The sequence below is a fragment of the Brevundimonas bullata genome, assembly GCF_014207965.1.
Lineage (GTDB): Bacteria > Pseudomonadota > Alphaproteobacteria > Caulobacterales > Caulobacteraceae > Brevundimonas > Brevundimonas bullata_A.
Genome location: NZ_JACHLM010000008.1, coordinates 1 through 22,887 on the forward strand (window position 1 = coordinate 1; position 22,887 = coordinate 22,887).

Here is a 22,887-nt window from a genome sequence, read left to right on the forward strand (position 1 = left end):
CCTTCAGGTGCGCCGGCCAGTGCGGCGTGAACGCCCCCGGAGGCTCAATCACGTGATCGTCCACGCTCACAAGGATCAGGTCATCGACAGTCATGCGCACTCCTCCGCGTTTTCGACGCTGCCGGCCGCTCCGGGAGAGCCCGACCGCCAGCGACGCTATTTTCAGAATAGCATTCTATATGAAGAACAATCTTCACGTCCACGCCTGATTGCGCCTGACCTGGCCGCGGCGCGATCGGACCACTGGAGATGGCGGCGCAACAGCGGGCGCCCCTGCCCTGCCCGGAGCGTGCAAGCTTGTGACTCCCAGGATGGAAGGGCTTCCTCAGGCGATCCGGTTGCGATCGGCGAAGAGGATCAGGTCAGAGCGCGCGTCAAACGGTGCGACACGTCCCGCAGGGCTTCGCCGATCTCGCCGAGGGCGGCGTCTTCATACTGTTCGGAGAGCATGACCCCGACGATGGTGAAGGTCACCTCGCCCGCGCGGTCGAACACGGGCGCGGCCACGGTCTGGACCCCGCGCGTGAAATAGCCGCGATCGACCGCCCACCCCCGCGCCTGGGCCGCTTCGACCTGCGCCCAGTATTCCTCGAACGTCAGCGGCGCCTGCCAGCGCAGCGACTTGAACGACGCCTTCAGCGCCTTGAGGGTCCAGCCGAGATAGGGCGCCATGGCGCGTCCGGTAGCGGCCATCAGGATGGGCAGGCGCTGCCCCTCAGCCATTTCAATGCGCACGTCCGCAGGGCTGGCGACGCTCTTCACCAGGACGATCTTGTCAACGCCCAGCCGCTTCCACAGCGTCACCGTGATGTTGAAGCGCGCGGCGATCTCCGCCATGAGCGGCGCGGCGGCCGCGACCCTCTGGCCTTCGGTCAGAAGCTCGCCGACCAGGGCGGTGAGGCCCATGCCGACCGTATAGGTCTTGGCCACGGGATCGAATTCGACGATCTCCTCGACCACGAGGGTGCGAAGAATATTGAAACAGGTGCTGGCGTTGATGCCGAGCGCGCGCGAGATGGTGACGGAGCGGGTCGGCCCGCCAGCCTCCACCAGATACTTCAGAATCCGGATGGCGTTCGAGACGGGCTTGACCAGCACCATGCGCTCGTTCGCATCCGCAGCCTCCCCCGTCAGGTTCGTCTCGACCTCGTCGTCAGCGTCCAACGCCCTTGCTGTTGTCGATTCCGCCATAGTCTCTCCTGAAAGCCCTCATGCACGCTGAAGAGCGTCGTCACCCGACCCGCGCCGCGTCGAAACGACGAGAATCCACCAACCCTTCCTTGCCACATTCTTCTAGTGACAGAAGAATAGTCTCAATAGAGTAAACTCAATCAAAGCTTGCGCTGGACCCCCTGATGACCGCTGACCTCGTTTCGCCCTGCCGCGGCTGCCAGATGAGCCGGACGCCCTGCCGCTTCGGCGCGGACGACTTCGTCGCCCTGAGCGAAACCGCCGCGCGCGTCCGCCTCGCCTGTCCCGCCGCCTTCGAAGGCGGTCCGCGCGTGGCGCATGGCGGATGGACGGCCGCCGTGTTCGACGACGTCCTGGGCCGCTTCCTGGTTCATACGGGCGTCAAGTCGGTCACGGCCACCCTCACCGTGGATTACCTGTTGCCCGTGCCCGTCGAACAGCCGCTCGAGATCCACCTGGAAATCGCCGCGCGGGAAGGACGCCGCAACCATCTGACCGGCGTCCTGCGCCTGCAGGGAAGCGACCGCGACCTGGCCGTCGCGCGGGGCGTCTGGGTGGAGCTTCGTCCGGGCCATTTCGAACGCCATCAGGCGCGCATGGCCGAACTCGGGACCTAGAGAAGCGCCCGCCGCTCCGTGCGGCCCGAGCCACGAGGGCGGGATTGAAGGCGAGGGATCAATCCGGATCCGCCTCGATGCGCACCAGGACGACGCCCTCGGCGACCTGCTCGCCGGCGACGGCCGCCAGGTCGACCACCCGCCCGTCGAAGGGCGCCGCCATGCCATGTTCCATCTTCATGGCTTCCAGGGTCAGGAGCTTCTGACCGCGGCTGACCCTCTGGCCCGCCTCGACCTCGATCGCAATGACCTTGCCCGGCATCGGGCTGAGGACGACCCCGTCCGAGAGGCGCTCGCTCTCCCCCCTGGCCTCGACACGGCCCGGTCCGAACGGCCAGGCCTCGCCGTGAATGAAGAGAATCTCGCGCCCCCCAACCGTTGCAACCCGTCCCTGCAAAGTCCGCGCCGCCTCGATCCGATAGGCCTGCCCCGCGATGGAGACAGAAACCAGGCCCTGGGCGGGAGCATTGGCTCGAAAACCGGCCAGGTCCGTCCAGGCCCCGCCGTCGGGCCTGGGGATCAGGGCCGCCGCCGCCGCGGCCTGGACCGCGATCGAAGGCTCGACGCCGGGGACAAGGGCGTCGACGCCGCGCTCGATAAAGCCGGTGTCCACGCGTCCGGCGACGAAGCCTTCGTCGGCGGCGGCGCGCGCCAGGAAGGCCGCATTGGTGCGGACGGGCCAGACCTCCACGCGTCCGGCCGCCTCGGCCAGCTTGACGGCGGCGGCCTGTCGCGTCGGGGCGTGGACGATCAGCTTGGCTATCATGGGATCATAGAAGGCCGTGACCTCGTCGCCTTCCTGGACGCCGGTGTCGACCCGCACCCCTTCGGGCAGGCGCAGGCGGTCCAGGCGGCCGATCGAAGGCAGGAAGCCGGCGCTCGGGTTTTCCGCATAGAGCCGCGCCTCCATGGCCCAGCCGTCGATAGCCAGCTCCTCCTGTCGCTTCGGCAAGACTTCGCCGGCGGCCACGCGCAACTGCCACTCCACCAGGTCCTGGCCGGTGATCGCTTCGGTGACCGGATGCTCGACCTGAAGCCGGGTGTTCATCTCCATGAACCAGATGCGGTCGGCCCTCAGGCCCTCGGACGCATCGGCGATGAACTCGATGGTGCCGGCCCCCACATAGCCCACGGCCTGGGCCGCCTTCACGGCCGCCGCACAGACCGCCTCGCGCACCTCGGGCGTCATGCCGGGCGCCGGCGCCTCCTCGATCACCTTCTGGTGCCGCCTCTGCAGCGAACAGTCGCGCTCGAACAGATGCACGACGTTCCCGTGGAGGTCGCCGAAGACCTGCACCTCTATATGGCGGGGCGACAGGATGTATTTCTCGATCAGGACGCGATCGTCGCCGAAAGCGGCCGCGGCCTCGCGCCGGCAGGACTGCAACCCGTCCAGGAAGTCTTCGGCGGCGTCGACCCGGCGCATGCCCTTGCCGCCGCCACCGGCCACCGCCTTGATCAGGACAGGATAGCCAATGGCGTCCGCCTCGGCCCTGAGCCGTTCGGGCCCCTGGTCCTCTCCCATGTAGCCAGGCGTGACGGGAACCCCAGCGGCGATCATCAAGGCCTTGGCGGCGTCCTTCAGACCCATGGCGCGGATGGCGGACGGCGGAGCCCCGACCCAGACCAGGCCGGCGGCGATCACGGCCTCGGCGAAGTCGGCGTTCTCGGACAGGAAACCGTAGCCGGGGTGAACGGCCTCCGCCCCAGTCGCCTTGGCCGCCGCCAGCACCTTGCCCGCATCCAGATAGGATTCGCGCGCCGCCGCCGGGCCGATCAACACCGCCTCGTCCGCCTCGCGCACGTGCAGGGCGTTCGCGTCAGCCTCGGAATAGACGGCTATCGTGCGCAAGCCCATGCGGTGGGCGGTGCGGAAGACGCGGCAGGCGATTTCGCCTCGATTGGCGACCAGAAGGGATTTGAACATCAGAACCTCAATCCCGCTGCGGGAGCGGCGTGCGACGCCGCCCCGGCCCGGCGGTGCGTTTCGCCCACATAGTCGGCCATGGCCTCGTCCAGACGCTCGAGCAGGGAATCCCAACCCGGTCCCGGGCCGCACCGGGCCATGGCCTGATTGGTGTCCGCGATCAGCTTGCCCAGATGACGACGCGCCAGCTCGAGCTCCTCATCCGCCAGTCCAGCCAGGCTTTCCAACGACATCCTCTCCGTCACATCCGGAACACGCCGAAGCGCGTCTCCGGGATGGGGGCGTTCAGGCTGGCGCTGATGGCCAAGCCGAGGACGTCGCGGGTCTGGGCCGGGTCGATGATTCCGTCGTCCCAGAGGCGGGCGGTGGCGTAGTAGGGATTGCCCTCGTCTTCGTATTTCTGGCGGATCGGGGCCTTGAAGGCCTCAGCTTCGTCGGCCGTCCACGTGTCAGCGTCGCGGTGGACGGTGGCCAGGACCGAGGCCGCCTGCTCGCCGCCCATGACCGAGATCCGGCTGTTGGGCCAGGTGAAGAGAAAGCGCGGGCTGTAGGCCCGGCCGCACATGCCGTAGTTGCCGGCGCCGAAGCTGCCGCCGATCAGGACGGTGAACTTGGGCACCTCGGCCGAGGCGACGGCCGTGACCAGCTTGGCGCCGTGCTTGGCGATGCCCTCGGCCTCATACTTGCCGCCGACCATGAAGCCCGAGATGTTCTGCAGGAACAGCAGCGGAATCTTGCGCTTGCAGGCCAGTTCGATGAAGTGCGCGCCCTTCTGGGCGCTCTCCGAGAACAGGACGCCGTTGTTGGCCAAGATGGCGACCGGCGCCCCCCAGATGTGAGCGAAGCCGCAGACCAGGGTGGCGCCGTACAGGGCCTTGAACTCGTGGAACTGCGACCCGTCGACGAGGCGGGCGATGATCTCGCGCACGTCATAGGGGGCCCGCACATCCTGGGGAACAACCCCGTAGAGGTCTTCAGCCGGATAGAGCGGCGCTCGAACGGGCGCCAGCTCGAGGTCCGCCCCGCCCTGCCGCGGCAGGTGCGAGACGATGTCGCGCACGATGGTCAGGGCGTGTTCGTCATTGTCCGCCACATGGTCGACCACGCCGGACTTGCGCCCGTGGGTCTCGGCCCCGCCAAGCTCTTCGGCCGAGATGACCTCTCCGGTCGCGGCCTTCACCAGCGGCGGACCGGCCAGGAAGATGGTGCCCTGGTTGCGCACGATCACCGTCTCGTCGGACATGGCCGGGACATAGGCGCCGCCGGCCGTGCACGACCCCATGACGCAGGCGATCTGCGGGATCGCCTTGGCGCTCATCCGCGCCTGATTGAAGAAGATGCGGCCGAAGTGGTCGCGGTCGGGGAAGACCTCGGCCTGATGCGGCAGGTTGGCGCCGCCCGAATCGACCAGATAGACGCACGGCAGGTTGTTCTGCTCGGCGATCTCCTGGGCGCGCAGATGCTTCTTCACCGTCATGGGGAAGTAGGCGCCGCCCTTCACCGTCGGGTCGTTGGCGACGATCATGACTTCGCGGCCCGACACCCGGCCGACGCCGCAGATCATACCCGCGCCGGGGGCTTCATCGCGGTACATGCCGTTGGCCGCCAGTTGGCCGACCTCGAGGAAGGGCGAGCCGGGGTCCAGCAGGCGCTCGACCCGGTCGCGCGGCAACAGCTTGCCGCGCGCCACATGACGGTCGCGCGCGCCCTGCCCTCCGCCCAGGCCGGCCTTCGCCACCGCGCGGCGGAGGGTCTCGGCGAGGTCGCGGTTGTGGGCTGTATTGCTCTTAAACTGATCGCTGTTCGTGAGCAGCTTCGAAACGAGGACCGGAGCGCTCATGAGCCCAGCAGCTCGCGTCCGATCAGGAAGCGGCGGATTTCATTGGTGCCGGCGCCGATGTCGTAGAGCTTGGCGTCGCGGACCAGACGCTCGACCGGCCATTCCCTGGTGTAGCCGGCCCCGCCCAGGGCCTGAACGGCCTCCAGCGACACCTTCACCGCGTTTTCCGAGGCCAGCAGGATCGCTCCGGCAGCATCGTAGCGGGTGGTCTTGCCCTGATCGCAGGCGCGAGCCACGGCGTAGACATAGGCGCGGGCGCTGTTCAGGGCGACGTACATGTCGGCGACCTTGGCCTGCATCAGCTGGAAGCTGCCGATGGGCTTGCCGAACTGCTTGCGCTCGCGGACGTAGGGCAGGACCACGTCCAGCGCCGCCTGCATGATGCCCAGCGGCCCGCCCGACAGGACAGCGCGCTCATAGTCCAGACCGCTCATCAGCACGCCGGCGCCGCCGCCGACGGGGCCCATGACGTTCTCTTCGGGGATTTCGCAGTCTTCGAACACCAGCTCGGCGGTGTCGGAGCCGCGCATACCCATCTTGTCCAGCTTCTTGGAGACCGAGAAGCCCTTCATGCCGCGCTCGACGATGAAGGCGGTGCAGCCCTTGGAGCCGGCCTCCGGGTCGGACTTGGCGTAGACGACAAGCGTGTCAGCCGAGGGGGCATTGGTGATCCAGAACTTGGTGCCGTTCAGGACGTAGCGGTCGCCCTTCTTGTCGGCGCGGGTGCGCATCGACATGACGTCAGAGCCCGAACCGGCCTCTGACATGGCCAGGGAGCCGACGTGCTCGCCGCTGATCAACTTGGGCAGGTATTTCTGCTTCTGCTCGGGCGTGCCCCAGCGACGGATCTGGTTGACGCAAAGGTTGGAGTGGGCGCCGTAGCTGAGGCCGATCGAGGCCGAGGCGCGCGACACTTCTTCCATCGCCACGACGTGTTCGAGGTAGCCCAGCCCTAAGCCGCCGAACTCTTCTTCGACGGTGATGCCGTGCAGGCCCAGCTCGCCCATCTCGGGCCACAGCTCGCGCTTGAACTCGTTCTTCTCGTCGATCTCGGCGGCGAGCGGCGCCAGCCGGTCGGCGGCCCAGCGCGCGGTGGTTTCACGAATGGCGTCGGCGTTCTCGCCGAGGCCGAATTCCATGGATTGGGGCGCGAAGGGAATACTCATGAAGCGTGCTCGGACATCAGATGTGAAGGGCGTGGCCGAGCGCCTTCAGGGCGCTCTCGTGGACGGCCTCGCCCAGGGTGGGATGGACATGGATGACGCCGGCGACGTCCTCGAGCACAGCCCCCATCTCCATCAGGGTTGAAAACTCTCCGGCCAGTTCCGAGACATGGCGGCCGACGGCCTGAAGCCCCAGGATCCTGTGATCGGACTTGCGCGCCAGGACCCGCACGAAGCCGCCGTCGTCGCCCGCCTCCATCGACAGGGCCCGGCCATTGGCCTGAAAGGGGAACTGACCGACGATGGTCTCGACGCCCTCGGGCGCCTGATCGGGCGTCAGGCCGACGCTGACGATCTCGGGTTCGGTGAAACAGACGGCGGCGATGGCGACCGGATCGAACCGGCGCCTGTGACCGGCGATGAGTTCGGCGACCATCTCGCCCTGGGCCGACGCCTTGTGGGCCAGCATGGGCTCGCCCACGAGATCGCCGATGGCCCAGACCCCGGTCGTCGACGTCGCGCAGCGGTCGTCGACCTTCACGAACCGGCCTTCCACGGCCAGCCCCATCTGCTCCAGCCCCCAACCTTTCGTCAGCGGCTGGCGGCCCACGGTGACCAGGATGCGGTCGGCCGGGACCAGGAGCGGTTCAGTTCCGTCGGCCGTCTGGATCAGCAGCCCCGCATCATCCTGTCCTAAGGCCTTGGCGCCGAGGTGAACGGCGACGCCGTGCTTGGTCAACCATCGCGACACCGGCTCGGTCAGCCGCCTGTCGTACAATGGAAGGATGCGATCCTGCGCCTCGACGATGGTCACCTTCGACCCCAGCTTGGCGAAGGCGATCCCCAGCTCCAGCCCGATATAGCCGCCGCCGACCACCGCAAGGGCCGTCGGAACCTCCGTCAGGGAAAGGGCGTCGGTCGAGGAAATCACCCGGCCGCCGAAAGGCAGGAAGGGCAGCTCCACCGGGGTCGATCCCGTCGCCAGGACGACGTGTTCAGCCTGGATCACGACGCCGCCGCCGGTGGTCTCTACCGTGCAGGTCTTGGCGTCGGAAAAGCTCGCCCATCCCGTGACGACCCTCACCTTGGCCTTGCGCAGAAGCCCGCTCACGCCGCCGCTCAGCCGATCGACGACACCGTCTTTCCAGCCCATGGTCTCGTCGAAGCGCAGACTCGGCGGCTGGCTCAATCGGATGCCGAACCGCCCCGCCTCCCCCGACGCCGCCACGGCTTCCTCATAGAGGCCGGCGGCGTGGATCAGGGCCTTGGACGGAATGCAGCCGCGCGTCAGGCAGGTGCCGCCCAGACGCCCGGTCTCGACCAGAACCGTGTCGAGCCCCAGCTGTCCGGCGCGAATGGCGGCCACATAGCCGCCCGGTCCCCCGCCAACGACGAGGACCTTGGGTCTGAGGGTCTCGGTCATCGCATCAGTCCATGAAGATCAGGGCGGGGTGTTCGAGCAGGCGTTTGACCCGCTGTACGAACAGGGCGCCGTCGTAGCCGTCGACAATCCGGTGATCGAAGGCGGAGGACAGGTTCATCATCTTGCGCACCGTGACGAAGGACCCCTGCACCATCGGCCTATCCACCAGCTTGTTGGGATTGAGGATGGCCACCTCGGGATGATTGATCACCGGCGAGGATGAGATCCCGCCGAGCGGTCCCATGCTGGTCAGGGTGATGGTCGAGCCGGACAGTTCCTCGCGCGCGGCTGTTCCGTCGCGCACGGCCTTGGCCAGCCGCGCGACCTCGCGGGCGCAGTCCCAGAGGTCGCGCGCCTCGGCGTGACGCACGACCGGCACGATCAGCCCGTTGGGCGTCTGCGTGGCGATGCCGATGTGCACGCCTTCGTGGGCGTGCAGCACCCCCGCGTCGTCGTCATAGCGGGCGTTGATCTGCGGGTAGTCCGGCAAGGCCTTGACCATGGCGCGCATGATGAAGGGCAGCAGGGTCAGCTTGGGCTGATCTTCGGTCCGGTGCTGGTTGAGGTCGAGACGCAGGGCCTCCAGCTCGGTCAGGTCGCACTCCTCGACATAGTTGATGTGCGGGATGCGGCGCTTGGCCTCCTGCATCTTCTCTGCGATCTTGCGCCTCAGGCCGACGATACGGGTGTCGTTCACTCCGGTGCGAGCGACCAGGGACGAGCGGGCGCCGCCCTCGCCGTCCGCCACCAGATAGGCCTCGAGGTCGTCGGGCGTGATCCGGCCCGCCGGCCCGGTGCCGGGGACCTGGATCAGGGACACGCCGAGATCCAGGGCGCGCCGCCGGGTCGAGGGCGAAGCCAGCGGCGCCTCCCCGGCAGAACGACCCGATGAAGCGCTGCGACGCAAGGCGCCGGACGGCGCGTCCGTCCTTTCCGCAAGGGCCGGCGCAGGGGCCGGGACCGGGGCTGGCGACGAGGCGGCGTCGATCGTCGCTTCAGGCGGAACAGGCGCCGCAGCGGCAGGCGCTTCCACGCCCGCTTCGCTCTCGAATTCGACCAGGACGGCGCCGACGGGCAGCATGCCGCCCACCTCGCCGTGGACGGCGACGACCACGCCCGCGACCGGCGAGCTGATCTCGACCGTCGCCTTGTCGGTCATGACCTCGGCCAGGTTCTGGTCTTCCTCGACAACGTCGCCGACCTTGACCAGCCAGGCGACGATCTCGGCCTCAGCGACGCCTTCGCCGACATCGGGCAATCGGAACAGATAACGCCCCATGGCCTAGTCCTCCATCGTGCGCTTGAGGGCCGCCGCAAGCCGGGCGGGACCGGGGAAATAATCCCACTCGAAGGCGTGCGGATAAGGCGTGTCCCAGCCGGCGACCCGCTGGACGGCGCTCTTCAGGTGATAGAAGCAGCGCTCCTGGACCAGGGCGGAAAGCTCGCCGCCGAAGCCGCCGAACCGCGACGCCTCATGCAGGATGACGCATCGTCCGGTCTTCTTGACCGAGGCGACGATGGCGTCGACGTCCAGAGGCACGATGGAGCGAAGATCGATCAGTTCGGCGTCCACGCCGCTGTCCTCGATCCCCGCCAGGGCGACATGGACCATGGTGCCATAGGCCAGCACGGTCGCCTCGGTCCCCTCGCGCACGATGGCGGCCTTACCGAGCGGCACGGTGTAGCGACCGGCCGGCACCTCGGCCATGGGATCGCCCGCCCAGGTCTTGAGCGCCTGTTCGTGACGCCCGTCGAAGGGACCGTTGTAGAGGCGCTTGGGCTCCAGGAAGATGACCGGATCGTCGTCCTCGATCGAAGCGATCAGCAGGCCCTTGGCGTCATAGGGATTGGACGGGATGACCGTCTTCAGCCCGGTGATGTGGGCGAAGATGGCTTCGGGGCTCTGGCTGTGCGTCTGGCCGCCGAAGATGCCGCCGCCATAGGGCGAGCGCACCGTGATCGGGGCCCAAAACTCGCCGTTGGAGCGATAGCGCAGGCGCGCCGCCTCCGACACCAACTGGTCGAAGGCCGGCAGAATATAGTCGGCGAACTGGATTTCAGGGATGGGCCGCAGCCCGAAGGCCCCCATGCCGATGGCCGTGGCGACGATCCCGCCCTCGGAGATCGGCGCGTCGAAACAGCGGGTCAGGCCGTGTTTCTTCTGCAGGCCGTCGGTGACGCGGAAGACGCCGCCGAAATAGCCAACGTCCTCGCCAAAGATCAGCGTGTTGGGATCCTCGGTCAGCATCACGTCGAGCGCCGAATTCAACGCCTGGATCATGTTCATCGTCGGCATGGTTCAGATTCCCAGTTCGCGGCGTTGTTCGACGACCCGCCAGTCGGGGTCCTTGAAGACGCCCTCGAACATCTCCTTCACGCTGGGTTTGGACTTGCCGAGGGTGCCCACGGCCTCCGCCTCCTTGACGGCGGCGCGCACCTCGGCGTCGAGCTCGGCCTGCAGGGCGGCGTGGCGGTCCTCGTCCCAGAGGCCCAGGCCGATCATGTGGGTCTTGAGCCGCTCCACCGGATCGCCGAGGGGCCAGGCCTCGGCCTCGTCGGCCGGCCTGTACTTGGTCGGATCATCCGAGGTGGAGTGGCCCGAGGCCCGGTAGGTGTAGAGTTCGATCAGGGTGGCGCCGAGGTTCATCCGCGCCCGCTCCGCCGCCCATTCCGTAGCCGCCCAGACGGCCAGGAAGTCGTTGCCGTCGACGCGCAGACCCGGCAGGCCGTAGGCCAGGGCCTTGGCTGCGAAGGTCGTCTCATCAGCCCCGGCGATGCCCGAGAAGCTGGAGATGGCCCACTGGTTGTTGGTGACGCACAGGATCACCGGCGCCCGGTAGACGCTGGCGAAGGTCAGGGCCTCATGGAAGTCGCCCTCCGCGGTCGTGCCTTCGCCGATATAGGCCAGGGCGATGGATTGCCCGCCCTTGAAGGCCGAGGCCATGGCCCAGCCGACGGCGTGGCCGAACCGGCTGCCGACATTGCCCGAGAGCGAATAGAAGCCGTAGTCGCGCGCCGAATAGAGGATGGGGAGCTGGCGCCCCTTGAGGGGGTCCTTCTCGTTGGAGAAGATCTGGTTACACAGGTCGATGAGCGGATAGTTCCGCGCCATCAGCCAGCTCAGCACCCGATAGGTGGGGAAGCACATGTCGTCGCGGTCGAGGAAGAGGGATTGGGCGGCGCCGATCGCCTCCTCGCCCGTCGACTTCATGTAGAAGCTCGTCTTGCCCTGGCGGTGCGCCCTGAACAGGCGCTCGTCGAAGGCGCGGGTCAGCAGCATGGCGCGAAGGCCCGCCAGGAGCGTCTCCGTCGGAAGCTTGGGATTCCAGGGGCCCGACGCCTCCCCGCTGTCATCGAGCACCCGCACGAGGCCGAACGGCAGGTCGCGCATGTCCGCCTCCGCCGAGGTCGTCTCGGGGCGACGGGTGTCGCCCGGCTCGGGAATGAGCGAGCGGTCAAAGGCGGGCGCATCGCCAGGACGGGCGACCGGCTCGGGAATGTGAAGGCGCAGAGAAGGACGGTTTTGCATGATCTCGACCGAGGTTGAGCTGGGATAGTGGCCCATCCCGCCGGGCGCCCCGTTCTCGAAATCGCGCCAAAAAGTTCTAAGATCGAAATGAAAATCTATTACTGAAATAGATTATGGATTAGGAATCCTCGCCAGCTGTTTTCGAGAGCGCGCCCATGACGGCCTTTGAACCGGACGAAATCGACCGACGCATCCTTGATGTGGTCCAGCGGGTCTTCCCCCTGACGACGTCAGAACTGGCGGACCGCGTCGGGCTCTCGCAGTCCCCGTGCTGGCGCCGCCTCAATCGTTTGAAGGCCGAGGGCTATGTCGTGGACGCCAGGCCGCGCCTGGTCGCCGAAAAGCTCGGCCTCCACACCACGATCTTCGCCAACGTCAAGCTGTCGGCCCACGGCCGGACCAACCTCACGGAGTTCATCGACGCCGTCTCCCGGCTGCCGGAGGTCATCGAGATCCACCCCACCATGGGACCGTTCGACTTCCTGCTCAGGATCATCACCGGCACCGTGGAGGACTATCGCGAGCTCGCCTTCGGCCGCCTGCTCACCCTGCCCACCGTGCAGGAGATCAACTCGACCATGTCCCTGGGCGCCGCCAAGATGACGACCGCCCTGCCCCTGCGTTGACGCTCGCCTGAAGCCTCGGCCCGACCTCGGCGTCGGCTCCCTCCCGCTCGACCAGGATCAGGGCGTCGTCCCGGCAGACTCAGGACCGACGTCGAGATCCGGGGTTTCGTCCCGCCACCGCACCGAGCCCGCCGGTCTCTCCAGCAGCCGCCGGACCTGGACCGGCGCCGCGGGATCCAGAAGCGCCCGGCTTTCGTCCAGCCCCTCCCGTCCCGAGCCCTCTCCGCGATGGACCAGATGCTGGTAGTCGTTCCAGGTGGGGGCGTGGAACCGCTCGGTCCAGCGCGTGACGTCTGTGATGTCCCGGGCGATGGACCATCCGTAGCCGCCGGTGCGCAAGCGGTAGCGGCGCACCTTCTGCATCACGGCGTAGAAGGCGCGCGCATTGCGCGCCGGCACCACATAGTCGATCTCGATGACGATGGGACCGCTGCGCGCAGTGATGTCGAGGCCGACAGCAGGTCCGGCCCGATCGAGCCGTCGATCTTCGAGCGGCAGGGACATGTCCGGCAGCCGCAGCCAAAACCCGACGAAGGCCGAGGCCGTCATCAGCAGCCCCGCGACCAGAAGCGTGTCGCCCACGCCGATCTGGTCGGCGCAGCGGCCCCAGCCCCAGGCGCCGAGGGCTACGCCGCCGGCGATCGTCGCCTGGAAGATGGCCAGGGCCCGCCCGGCGACCCAACGCGGCGCAGAGACCTGGATGGAGATGCTGTAGAGCGTCAGCACGCTGGTCCAGGCCACGCCCGCGGCCAGAAGCGCCAGCAGGGTCGCAGCCTCATGGCGGCTGACGGCGGCGACGATGATCGCCGCCCCCATGACGACGGCTGAAAGGCGGCTGGAGGTTTCCGTCTTAAAGCGGCGGCGGATCGACGGCAGCATGACGGCGCCGATCACCGCCCCTAGTCCGAAGGCGCCCAGAAGCAGACCGTAGACCGGCGCGTCGCCCTGCAGAAGCTCGCGCGCGATCAGCGGCATCAGGGCGGGAACGACGCCGCCGATCAGGCCGAACAAAAGGGTTCGGACAATGAAGGCCCGGTGGGACGGGGCGTAGCGGATGAAGCGCACGCCCGACACGAGGGCGCGCCAGAAGGTTTCGGGCGCCAGTCGCGCCGGTTCCTGCTTACGCTTCCACAGCACCAAAACCACCAGCAAGGGCAGATAGAAGGCGGCATTGACCACGAAGGCGCCGATCGCCCCCACCGCGGCGACGAGGACGCCGCCGATGGCCGGCCCGAAGCTTCGGGCGACATTATAGCTGATCCCGTTGAGCGCGATGGCCGACGGCAGGGCCTCCCCCGGCACCTGTTCGGAGACCGAGGCCTGCCAGGCGGGACCGAAGACGGCCATCCCGCTGCCCACGACGAAACAGAAGGCCAGCAGGATCGGCGGCGTCAGGAGCCCCAGAAGCGTGACCACGCACAGGCCGACCGCCCCGGCGAGCGCGAAGGTCAGCGCCCCTATGCAGACCAGGCGCCGGTCGAACATGTCTGAAATCGCACCGGCCGGCAGGGCGAAGAGCATGATGGGAAGCATCAGGGCGGTCTGGACCAGGGCCACCATCATGGCGTCGTCGGTCAGGCGGCTCATGCTCCAGGCGGCCCCCACTCCCTGGATCAGGATGCCGAAGTTCGACAGCAGGCTCGCCGACCAGATGCGTCGGAACACAGGGACGCGCAGGGGCGCGAGCAGGCCCTCTTCGCGGGCGGCGGAGGTCACGGTCGCCTCCGCGAGACGCGCTGCTCGTGGGACAGGAAGAGACGCCGCGCGCGCGCCGCATCCCCGGCGACGAGCGCTCCGGCGATCAACGGGCCAAGGCCGTGACGGTCGTGGTCGGCGACCGGCGCGATCGCATCGACGACAGCGCTGAAGATCTCGATGGCGGCGTCGCCCGAAAGCGCGCCGAACCGGGCGAGCGACAGGCCGGGCCCATCCCCTTCCAGCGCCAGGGCGCGACGCTCCGTCGGCATTTCGGCGATGGCGCTGAGCGCCTTGAGGCCCAGATGGCGCCGCAGGGAGGCTGCATCCTGGGGATCGATCTCCGTCCGGCCCAGATAGTCGAGAGCGCGTCCCATCGCTGCGGCGGGCTCGGGGACGGCCACGACCAGGCCGCCGGCGCGACCGCGCTCCATGCGGACAACGGAATGCTGCTCCAACATGCGGACGGCCTGGCGCAGGGTGCTCACCGTGACGCCGTATCGCGCCACAAGATCCCCGGCGCCGCCGATCCGGGCTCCGGCCGACCAGCCCAGAAGCCGCACATCGCGCAGCAGCTCCCGCGCCAGGCGGTCGGCCGGATGGCCGCTCCCGTCGGGCAGTTCGCCCTCGATCACGGGCACCTGCCGTTGGTCGCGGTCGATGGCGCTCCAGGCCGCCTGGCTGTCACGAACCAGGGCCAGCTGGCGCTCCCGGAGTTCGAACAGGGCTCCGACGTCGCCGGCGATCTGCGCCTCGATCATCTCGAGAAGGGAGCCCCACCAGGCGCCGCGGTAGGCCAGGCCGCCCGCCAGGACGCTATAGGGCGCCATGTCCTGCCCGTACTCGGCGATTGTCTGGTAGGCGAGGCCGGCCAGAGGGTCCTTCACGAGGCCGCGAATAGCGCTCAGCAGCTGGCGGATCTCGCCCATGGGCGGCAGGCTGGTTTCGGAGTCGCGCTTCAGCCGCCGGGCGAGCTGGCGCACCTGATCGCATTCGTCAGGGTCGAGGCGGGGCGTCGAGGTCAGAAAGACATGGGTGTCGACGGCCTTCAGAAGCCGGTCGGCGGCATAGGGCCCCTGCATCCGACTTTCCAGCAGGATGGCGAGGGCCCGCCCGGCGGGCTCCGGATCCGGCGGGGCGACGATGAGCCCTCCGCCGATTCCCCGCTTCATGAAGGCCACGCCGCGCGCCTCGAGGATGCGGGCGGCCTGACGCAGCACCGAACGCCCGACCTCGTGGCGGGCGCGCAGGTCCTGCTCGGACGCCACCAGGGCGCCGGCCCTCAATCCGGCGCCCCGGATCATGTCCGCAAGAGTGTCTGCAAGCTGAACTGCGGCGGGATCGGTGGCCATTCCTGCTCTACTTCCGTCCGCCGTTCCGGCGTCTCGGTCGGCGGACATGTGGGAGACGACGCCGTCCCTTCGGAGCCCCCGGGGGATCGAAGCGACGCAAGCGCCGCCGATCGATATCCGATCCCTGGGCCAGCGGGAAGGGAATGTCGTTCGGCGGCGCTCGGCCGGGCGGCCGACCGGCGGTCAGGAGCCGAAGGCGTACCTCAGCTCCACCCCGAAGAAGCGGGGCTGCCCGTACAGATAGGTGGCGACGCCGAACTCGCTTGTGAGCTGATTATTGGTGCCCGTGACGTAGGTCTCGTCGGTGGCGTTGCGGACATAGGCGGCCGCGCTGACGCCCGTCCCCCTGATGTTGCGCCAGTCCGCCCGCAGATCGATGCGGGTATAGCCCTCCAGATTGGTGCCCTGGCTGGACAGCGCGACCAGAGGATTGCCGTTGGGCACATTGGCGGGATCGGTGGCGATGCCGCTCTGGTGGTAGATGCTGGCCAGGGCCGAAAGCTCGCCCATGCCCCGCGGCAGCGGGATCTCGATCCGCGGCGTGAAGTTCACCTGGTGCTCCGGGGTATTGGGGAATTTGCTGTTCGACAGGTCGCCGAGCAGGGCGTCCGTGTAGCTGTCGTACTTGGCGTCCAGATAGGTGTACTGGAGCGAGGCGCTGAACCAGTCGGACGGCGCGACGGTGAGGTCAAGGTCCAGCCCGGCGATGGAGCCGGCGGCGGCGTTGCGGGTCACCGTCGAGGCCGGCACCGTGGCCAGGTTCACGAACCTCTGGATATTGGTGTAGTCGTCGTAGAAGACGTCGACGGCGTAGCGCACCTGCCAGCCGCCCAGGGCGGAAAGCCCCTTCACGCCGACCTCGTAGTCGGTCACCTCCTCGGGCTGGAAGAACCGGTCGGCGGGATTGATCGCGGTGCCGTTGAACCCCCCGCTCTTGAAGCCCTTGCGAACGGTCGCATAGACATTGAGGTCGCGGCTGAACTGATAGTTGGCGGCCAGGTTCCAGGTCGTGGCGTCGAAGGAGACGTACATCCTGGCGCCCGCGCCCGCGTCCAGCTCGGTCGGATAGGGCTGAAGCGGCGAGAAGAGGACAAAGGTCTGGGACGGCCCGCTGGACCTCTCGTCCGTCGTCTTGCGCAGCCCGCCGGTGAGGGTCAGCCTGTCGGTGACGGCCCAGTCGATCTGGCCGTAGATGGCTTCGCTGCCCGACGAGGACTGGGCGATATTGACGGCCTGGATGACGCCGCCGTCCGGCAACAGCCCTGGAATGCGAACGAACTGGCGCGTGTCGAAGCCGTAGTTGAGAGGCGTTTCTGCATCCTCGGTGAAATAGCCGACCACCCCGTCGATGTTCCAGACGTTGAACTGGGCCTGGAATTCCTCGCTGGTGTACTTGGACTTGCTGCCGAGGGGATTGGTCACGTGCAGGACCGTCACCGGGCTGCCGTCGAGGTCGTAGGACTGACCTGCGGTGGAGCGTCGCTGGCTGTAGATGTTCTTGAACGTCAGATGATCATTGAGCACCCAGGTGGTGGTGTTGATCCATCCCTGACTGTCCAGTTTCATGTAGTCGGGCTCGTAGTTGGTGGCGATCGCACGAGGGCCGCGCGCCTTCTGGGCCGCAAGCGCGGCCTGGAGCTGGCCGTAGATGGGCTGGTTCGAATAGGAGGGCGCGATGACCGCCAGAGAGAGGCCGGACCCGGCCTCGTCCACATTGACGTCCTGATACAGGAAGGTGTTCTCGAAACCCTCGAACGGACGCGCCGTCAGGCTGATCCTCCAGGCCTCACGATGCTCGTCGTCCAGCTTGTCGCCGGTCGTGACATTGTCGGTATAGCCCTCGCGGCGCAGCACCTGGCCGGCTACGCGGAACATCAGCTTGTCGCCCAGGATCGGGCCGCCGAGACCGAACTCGAGGTCGCGACGCTCATAGTCTCCGAAACGGCCCAGGACATAGCCGTTGAACGCCTCGCTGGGCGCGCGAGGCGCGAAGAGGACGGCGCCGCCGGTGGTGTTGCGTCCGAACAGGGTCCCTTGCGGCCCCTTCAAGACCTGGATGCCCTGAAGATCGAAAATTGCGTCGCCGAAGGACGGCACCTCCGCGAAATAGGGAACGACGCCCGGTGAATTCTGGCCGAACGCCTGGCCCTGTCCCCGGATCGAATAGGTGATGTTGTTGCGGTTGGCGGTGGTGTTCTGAACGCTGAGACCGGGCGCGACCTGGCCGAGGTCGTTGGCGTCGCGAACCCCCTTCTCCTCCAGGACCTCCTGGCTCAGGGCGGTCACGGCGAGGGGCACCTCCTGCAGCCGCTCCTCACGACGACGCGCCGTGACGACGACATCGTCGATGGCGGAAACCTGATTAGGGTCACTAGTTAAAGGCGTCGGCGACTGCGCGAATCCGAACGTAGGCGCGGTCATACAGGTCGCGAACAGCAGGCCGGACAGGCCGATCCTGCGAATTGGGCGCGCGGAATTAGCGCCAGAAGCGTGGTGCGTCATCGTTCCCTCCGATGCCGGCCGCGCCCATTTTTGGGCGCTGGTGAGAGGATCCCCCTGCCGTGCATTGAACAAATCAGTCTCACATGTGCAGAATATCGGCAAGAACATTCGTCTGAAGTCAGAATGCTCGTTTCACCGCGAAAGCCACTTGTTCCGGCTTGAGGTCACGCATTGACGTGAATTCGGATGAGAGAATGATTGACTGATTTCAGAACACGCGGATAGATAAGGCGACCGGCCGGAGAGCCAGGACCAAAACCAGTCACACATTAGGATGAGCGCCCATGCCGGACCCGGCTGAAACACCCGCCCTGGACACCCGCGGCTACGCCGTCCGGGACCCCTATTTCGGCGCGCCCTACATCGACCGCGACGAATGGCGCGAGGCGCCCTATCCCCATCGCAACATCCATGGCGGCTTCGAGAACACCGACACCCGCTTCACCTTCTACTTCCCCGCCGAGGAGGAATGGGGAGGTCGGATGTATCATCCGCTCGAAGGCGCCCACGCCGGCCATGAAGAAGCCTTCGCCGGCGCGATGGGCGCCCTGCTCGGCGGCCTCGACATGATGGTCAAGCTCGGCGGCTACATGGTCGAATCCAACTCGGGCCACATCGGCGACGACGTCGATCCCCGCGCCGGGATCGATCCCGGGCTCTACGGCTATCGCGCCAGCGTCGAGAGCGCGCGCTTTTCCAAATACGTCTGCCGCCAGGTCTTCGGCCGCGAGCCCGACTACAGCTATGTCTGGGGCGGCAGCGGCGGAGGGCGCCGCTCGCCCCTCTGCCTCGAGTACGGCGACGGCGTCTACGACGGCGCCCTGCCCTTCATGGGCGGCGGCAATGTGGAGCCGCACGGCACCAATTCGCGCGTCCGCAGCGAACAGCCCTTCTCGTTTGGAAGCATGTTCAACGTCCAGCGCCTCTTGCGCGGCGACAAGCTGGACGGGGTCATCGACGCCATGGCGCCCGGAGGCAGCGGCGACCCCTTTGTCGGCCTCTCCCAGCACGAGCGCGAGGAACTGGCCAACCTCTACCGCCTCGGCTACCCGCGCGGCGACGAGTTCATGATCGCCAAGCCCATGGGCCAGATCTGGCTCTGGTGCTCGATCGCCGGCATGCTTCTGGAAGAGGACGCCGACTATTTCGCACGCTTCTGGGACACGCCCGGCTATGTGGGGCACGACCGCCCGGAGGTGGTGGCGGAAGACCTCATCGACGTCGACTTGCCGATCAGCCGGATCATCACGGCCCAGGACCTGATGGGCGAAGAATTCAGCGCGCCCGAATACGCCGATGCAAAGGCCATGATCCTGCTGATGGCGTCGAGTTCCGGGGCCTGGGACCTGCCGGTGGCGATCGAGGTCAAGGGCCTCAAGGGCGGCTACAGCACCGGCTGCGGCGTCCTGATCCAGAGCGGCGACGCGGCGGGCCGCCAACTGTTCTGCACCCGCGCCGTCGGCGACATCTGGTTCTGCGACGGCCGCGCCGACGCCAATATCCTGCGCTTTCGCGGGGTCGAGGTCGGCGACAGGGTCCGCCTCGACAACCACGCCTTCCTGGCCTTCTGCTATGCCTACCGGCACCATATTTCGGACGACCCGCTGAACGACTTCCTTCGCGTCGACGGCCGCCCCGTCTATCCGCAGCACGGCGTGCCGGCCCAGTCGCCCCTCATGGGCGTGCCCTACTCCGGCCAGTATTCTGGCAGGCTGCTCTGGATCCACCACACCCACGACGCCTCGCTGTGGCCGCCCCAGGGCGTGATCTACAAACGCGCGGTCGAGAACGCCCAGGGACCGGAGGCGGCCCGGGAGAAGTTCCGCCTGCAATGGACGCAGAACGCCGAACACGTTCCGCCCATGCTCCTGCCCAGCTGCGCCGAACGCGCCACCTCGACCTGGCTGATCAACTACATGCCGATCATAGAACAGGGCCTGGTCGATCTCGCAGCCTGGGTCGAACAGGGCGTCCCGCCGGCCGAGACCGCCTATGTGTTCGCCGACGGCAAGGTCAGCCTGCCGTCTTCAGCCAAGGCGCGCGGCGGCGTCCAGCCGGTCGTCGCGGTCACCGTCGACGGCGCTGTCCGCTTCGACGCCAAGGTCGGCCAGCCGGTGACCTTCACCGCGCAGGCCGAGGCGCCTGAAGGCGCCGGAACCTTCACCCAGGCCCAATGGGACCTGGACGCCACAGGCGCCTTCGCCCTCGAAGCGGAGGTCCCGCCCGGACAGACCGAACTGACCCTCAGGACCACGACCCGCTTCGACCGGCCGGGCGTCTATTTCGTCACCTGCCGCGTGCGCCTGAACCGCCAGGGCGATCCGACGGCGCGGCGTCAGCTCGAGAATCTGGCGTCGGCCCGGGTCGTCGTCGCCTGATCGCAGGCCGGCGCGTCATCGACCCGCCGCCCGCATCCGCCCCGACCGCCGGGACGGCCCGAACCACAACACCCAAGGGAGGACTAGCGTGACCTTATCTGTGAAATCCAGGCTTCTCGTCTGCGGCGCCGCCGCGGGAGCCGCCGTCCTGTTTCATGGCTCCGCCGCCTCGGCGGGGACCTGCGAAACCGCGGCCATCCAGGCCGCAGCGCCGGCCGACACTGTGATCACCTCGGCGACCCCGACGGCGGCCCCCGTGCCGCACTGCCGCGTCGAGGGCTATGTCGTCACCGACAACCCGGGCCCCAACAAGGTCAATTTCCGGCTCCAGCTGCCGGATGAGAACTGGCGCAACCGCTACTACTTCATCGGCATGGGCGGCGCGGCGGGCTACGTCCCTTCGGACTCCCAGATCCCCGCCGGCAATCCGCTCGTCCAGGGCTTCGCCGTCGCCGGGACCGACACCGGCCATACCGGCCACATCCTCGACTGGAGTTTCCTGTCCGATCCCGCCCAGGCGCGCGACCATATCGACCGGGGCGCCCACGTCACTGCGGTGGCGACCCAGCAGATCACGCGCGCCTACTATGGCGGCGCGCTGTTCTATCGCTACACCTCGGGCTGCTCCGGCGGCGGGCGCATGTCGACCGAAGCCATCGAACGCCACCCCGAAGACTATGACGGCGTCCTGCTCGGCGCCCCTGGCGGACGCAGCTCGGCGACCATGCTCGCCTTCATCAACGCCGCTCAGCAGATGGCGCGCGAGCCGGGGTCCTGGGTCTCGCCCGCCAAGTTCGTCATGCTCGACGCCAAGGTCACCGCCGCCTGCGACGAAATCGACGGCGCCAAGGACGACATCATCCAGGACCATACCAAGTGCAGCTTCGACTTCGACGCCTTGGCCTGCCAGGACGGCGATCGTCCCGACTGCCTGACCCAGCCTGAGCTCAAGAGCATCAAGGCCATCGTCGCCGGTCCGCGCAGCCCCTCCGGCCTCATCAAGGTCGGCTTCCCCATCTCCAACATGAGTGTGTGGGCCGGATTCATGGGTCAGGTCCCCCCGCCCTGGTCCGACGCGGCCACGGTGGAGAACATGGCCCGCTCCTCGCCTGGCTATGTGATCGGCAGCTCGCTGGCCAAGGTGCTGTTCGGCCCCGACTTCGACGTGATGACCATGGACCTGAACGACCAGGCGACCATCGACGCCTGGTGGGAAGCGACCCGCAAGCTGGATTTCGGCGCCCCCTACAGCGCCAACCTCGCCCCCTACCGCGACCGCGGCGGCAAGGTGCTGATGTGGAACGGGGTCAGCGATCCCTGCTGCATCGATACGGAGATGGAGCAATACTACGCCGACGCCGCCCGATCGGTCGGCGGCATGGATGACCTGCGCCAGTTCGCCAGCTTCTACCGCATCCCCGGCATGGGCCACTGCGGGTCGGGCACCGGACCCGGCGATGCGCCGGACGTCCTGATGACCGAACTGATCAACTGGGTGGAAAAGGGCGAAGCCCCCGGTCCGGTCGTCTCGCACCGCGGCGCCGAGCGCCTGCAGCTTCTGTTCGCCGATCCTGCGACCAAGACGGTGTCGGGCGTGCTCGTGCCGCCGCCGACCGGATCCTCACGCGACTTCCTGCTCTGCCGCTACCCCGAAGTCGCGGTGTTCGATTCCGCCAAGGCCGGCGCGCCAGGCGCCGTCTACGACGCGGCGAACTGGCGCTGCAAGGCGGCCCCGCAGACCTGACCGCAGCCGGCCCCTGAGGCGGAAACGCCGCTTTGCTCCGGCGAGGCGGCGTTCTCCGTTCCCCTCAGGCCGACCTGGCCTGCGGGGACACGGTCACGTCATCACGCCGGAATGCAGCGCCAACTGGCCCCCGTCCGCATTCATGATCAGGCCGGAAACGTAGCCAGCTTCGTCCGACGCCAGGTAGGCGATGGCCTGGGCCTGCTCCTCGGCTTCGCCCATCCGTCCCAGGGGCACGCGCGCGATGCGGGCCCTGAGCCGTTCTGGATCCATCCCGCTCGCCCCGGTCGTCAAATCCGTGGCCGTGATGCCGGGACAGACGCAGTTGACGCGGATCCCGTGACGCCCCCACTCGACGGCCAGCGACCGGGTCAGGCCGACCACGCCGTGCTTGGACACGACATAGCCGATCTGGTTCGGCACCGCCGCCAGGCCGGCGATGGAGGCCACGTTGACGATCGCCCCGCGCCCGGCCGGGATCATCGCCGCCTTGGCGACTTCCCGCGACCAGTAGAACTGGGAATAGAGGTTGGTGCGCACCACCCGGTCCCAGGCGATGAAGTCCTCCGCGGGGGCCACGACCGAGATCCCGACATTGTTCACCAGGACATCGATGCGGCCGCAGACCCGCATGACATCGGCGACCGCCTCGGCGGCGAAGGCCTCGTCGGCGGCGTCGCCCGGCAAAGCCAGAGCCCGGCCGCCTGCGGCCTCGATCCCGGAGACGGCCGCCGCCGCCAGGTCCGGGTTCAGATCGTTGAGCGCCACGAGCGCGCCCTGGCGCGCCAGCAGGAGGGCCGCGGCCCGGCCTATCCCCCCGCCCGCGCCGGTGACGACGGCCACCCTGCCCTTGAACCTGTCGGACGCCGGGTCCGGTGAAAGCGACGGGGTCATGCAAGC

At 67.8% G+C, this 22,887-nt stretch carries 17 protein-coding genes; 4 read left to right on the forward strand and 13 right to left on the reverse strand.

Features of this window, described 5'->3' with window-relative positions:
* Positions 1 to 357: 357 nt before the first annotated feature.
* Entirely contained in the window at positions 358 to 1,191 is an 834-nt protein-coding gene (locus HNP51_RS17285) for an IclR family transcriptional regulator (RefSeq protein WP_184273636.1), read from the reverse strand.
* 164 nt (positions 1,192 to 1,355) lie between these two features.
* Here HNP51_RS17285 and HNP51_RS17290 point away from each other — a divergent pair, with 164 nt between their 5' ends.
* Complete coding sequence (locus HNP51_RS17290) at positions 1,356 to 1,808, forward strand: PaaI family thioesterase (protein ID WP_184273639.1); 453 nt, start codon at positions 1,356 to 1,358, stop codon at positions 1,806 to 1,808.
* 58 nt (positions 1,809 to 1,866) lie between these two features.
* Here the strand turns inward: HNP51_RS17290 and HNP51_RS17295 are convergent, their stop codons facing one another.
* Genes HNP51_RS17295 through HNP51_RS17330 form a run of 8 tightly spaced genes read right to left on the reverse strand, consistent with a single transcriptional unit; the run spans position 1,867 to position 11,690 of the window.
* Positions 1,867 to 3,735, reverse strand: coding sequence for a biotin carboxylase N-terminal domain-containing protein (locus HNP51_RS17295; protein ID WP_184273642.1), 1,869 nt, complete (start codon positions 3,733 to 3,735; stop codon positions 1,867 to 1,869).
* Positions 3,735 to 3,968: a hypothetical protein gene (locus HNP51_RS17300; RefSeq protein WP_184273645.1), complete on the reverse strand. Its 234-nt coding sequence runs from the start codon at positions 3,966 to 3,968 to the stop codon at positions 3,735 to 3,737. The genes HNP51_RS17295 and HNP51_RS17300 overlap by 1 nt, the downstream gene beginning before the upstream one ends.
* A gap of 8 nt (positions 3,969 to 3,976) precedes the next feature.
* Positions 3,977 to 5,575: a carboxyl transferase domain-containing protein gene (locus HNP51_RS17305; RefSeq protein WP_184273648.1), complete on the reverse strand. Its 1,599-nt coding sequence runs from the start codon at positions 5,573 to 5,575 to the stop codon at positions 3,977 to 3,979.
* Positions 5,572 to 6,741 (reverse strand): isovaleryl-CoA dehydrogenase, encoded by a 1,170-nt coding sequence (locus tag HNP51_RS17310; RefSeq protein ID WP_184273651.1) that lies wholly within the window; start codon positions 6,739 to 6,741, stop codon positions 5,572 to 5,574. Before HNP51_RS17310 ends, HNP51_RS17305 begins: the two co-directional genes overlap by 4 nt.
* 16 nt (positions 6,742 to 6,757) lie before the next feature.
* A complete protein-coding gene (gene lpdA, locus HNP51_RS17315; protein WP_184273654.1) occupies positions 6,758 to 8,161 on the reverse strand; it encodes a dihydrolipoyl dehydrogenase in 1,404 nt (467 codons plus the stop codon).
* A 4-nt stretch (positions 8,162 to 8,165) separates the two neighbouring features.
* On the reverse strand, positions 8,166 to 9,440 hold the full coding sequence (locus tag HNP51_RS17320; protein WP_184273657.1) for a dihydrolipoamide acetyltransferase family protein: 1,275 nt from the start codon (positions 9,438 to 9,440) through the stop codon (positions 8,166 to 8,168).
* A gap of 3 nt (positions 9,441 to 9,443) precedes the next feature.
* Positions 9,444 to 10,457 carry an alpha-ketoacid dehydrogenase subunit beta gene (locus HNP51_RS17325; protein ID WP_184273659.1) on the reverse strand — a complete coding sequence of 338 codons (1,014 nt, stop codon included), beginning with the start codon at positions 10,455 to 10,457 and terminating at the stop codon, positions 9,444 to 9,446.
* A gap of 3 nt (positions 10,458 to 10,460) precedes the next feature.
* Positions 10,461 to 11,690, reverse strand: coding sequence for a thiamine pyrophosphate-dependent enzyme (locus HNP51_RS17330; protein WP_184273662.1), 1,230 nt, complete (start codon positions 11,688 to 11,690; stop codon positions 10,461 to 10,463).
* Positions 11,691 to 11,845: 155 nt separating this feature from the next.
* Between HNP51_RS17330 and HNP51_RS17335 the strand changes: the two genes are divergently transcribed.
* Positions 11,846 to 12,316, forward strand: a complete 471-nt coding sequence (locus tag HNP51_RS17335) for an Lrp/AsnC family transcriptional regulator (RefSeq protein ID WP_178828594.1) — start codon at positions 11,846 to 11,848, stop codon at positions 12,314 to 12,316.
* Between the two features lie 57 nt (positions 12,317 to 12,373).
* On the opposite strand, the gene HNP51_RS17340 is transcribed toward HNP51_RS17335, so the two are convergent.
* The 3 genes from HNP51_RS17340 to HNP51_RS17350 all read right to left on the reverse strand — a co-directional run bounded on the left by HNP51_RS17340 (position 12,374) and on the right by HNP51_RS17350 (position 17,784).
* The gene (locus tag HNP51_RS17340) at positions 12,374 to 14,032 is read right to left on the reverse strand and encodes an MFS transporter (protein ID WP_184273665.1); all 1,659 of its coding nucleotides are present in this window, start codon (positions 14,030 to 14,032) and stop codon (positions 12,374 to 12,376) included.
* The gene (locus HNP51_RS17345; protein ID WP_184751205.1) at positions 14,029 to 15,411 is read right to left on the reverse strand and encodes a GntR family transcriptional regulator; all 1,383 of its coding nucleotides are present in this window, start codon (positions 15,409 to 15,411) and stop codon (positions 14,029 to 14,031) included. Before HNP51_RS17345 ends, HNP51_RS17340 begins: the two co-directional genes overlap by 4 nt.
* A gap of 135 nt (positions 15,412 to 15,546) precedes the next feature.
* Positions 15,547 to 17,784, reverse strand: coding sequence for a TonB-dependent receptor (locus HNP51_RS17350; protein ID WP_184273672.1), 2,238 nt, complete (start codon positions 17,782 to 17,784; stop codon positions 15,547 to 15,549).
* A gap of 365 nt (positions 17,785 to 18,149) precedes the next feature.
* Here HNP51_RS17350 and HNP51_RS17355 point away from each other — a divergent pair, with 365 nt between their 5' ends.
* Both HNP51_RS17355 and HNP51_RS17360 read left to right on the forward strand, forming a co-directional pair.
* Positions 18,150 to 20,243, forward strand: a complete 2,094-nt coding sequence (locus tag HNP51_RS17355; RefSeq protein ID WP_184273676.1) for a tannase/feruloyl esterase family alpha/beta hydrolase — start codon at positions 18,150 to 18,152, stop codon at positions 20,241 to 20,243.
* An 88-nt stretch (positions 20,244 to 20,331) separates the two neighbouring features.
* Entirely contained in the window at positions 20,332 to 21,987 is a 1,656-nt protein-coding gene (locus tag HNP51_RS17360) for a tannase/feruloyl esterase family alpha/beta hydrolase (RefSeq protein ID WP_184273679.1), read from the forward strand.
* 93 nt (positions 21,988 to 22,080) lie between these two features.
* Here the strand turns inward: HNP51_RS17360 and HNP51_RS17365 are convergent, their stop codons facing one another.
* Positions 22,081 to 22,881: an SDR family NAD(P)-dependent oxidoreductase gene (locus HNP51_RS17365; protein ID WP_184273682.1), complete on the reverse strand. Its 801-nt coding sequence runs from the start codon at positions 22,879 to 22,881 to the stop codon at positions 22,081 to 22,083.
* Positions 22,882 to 22,887: the final 6 nt, after the last annotated feature.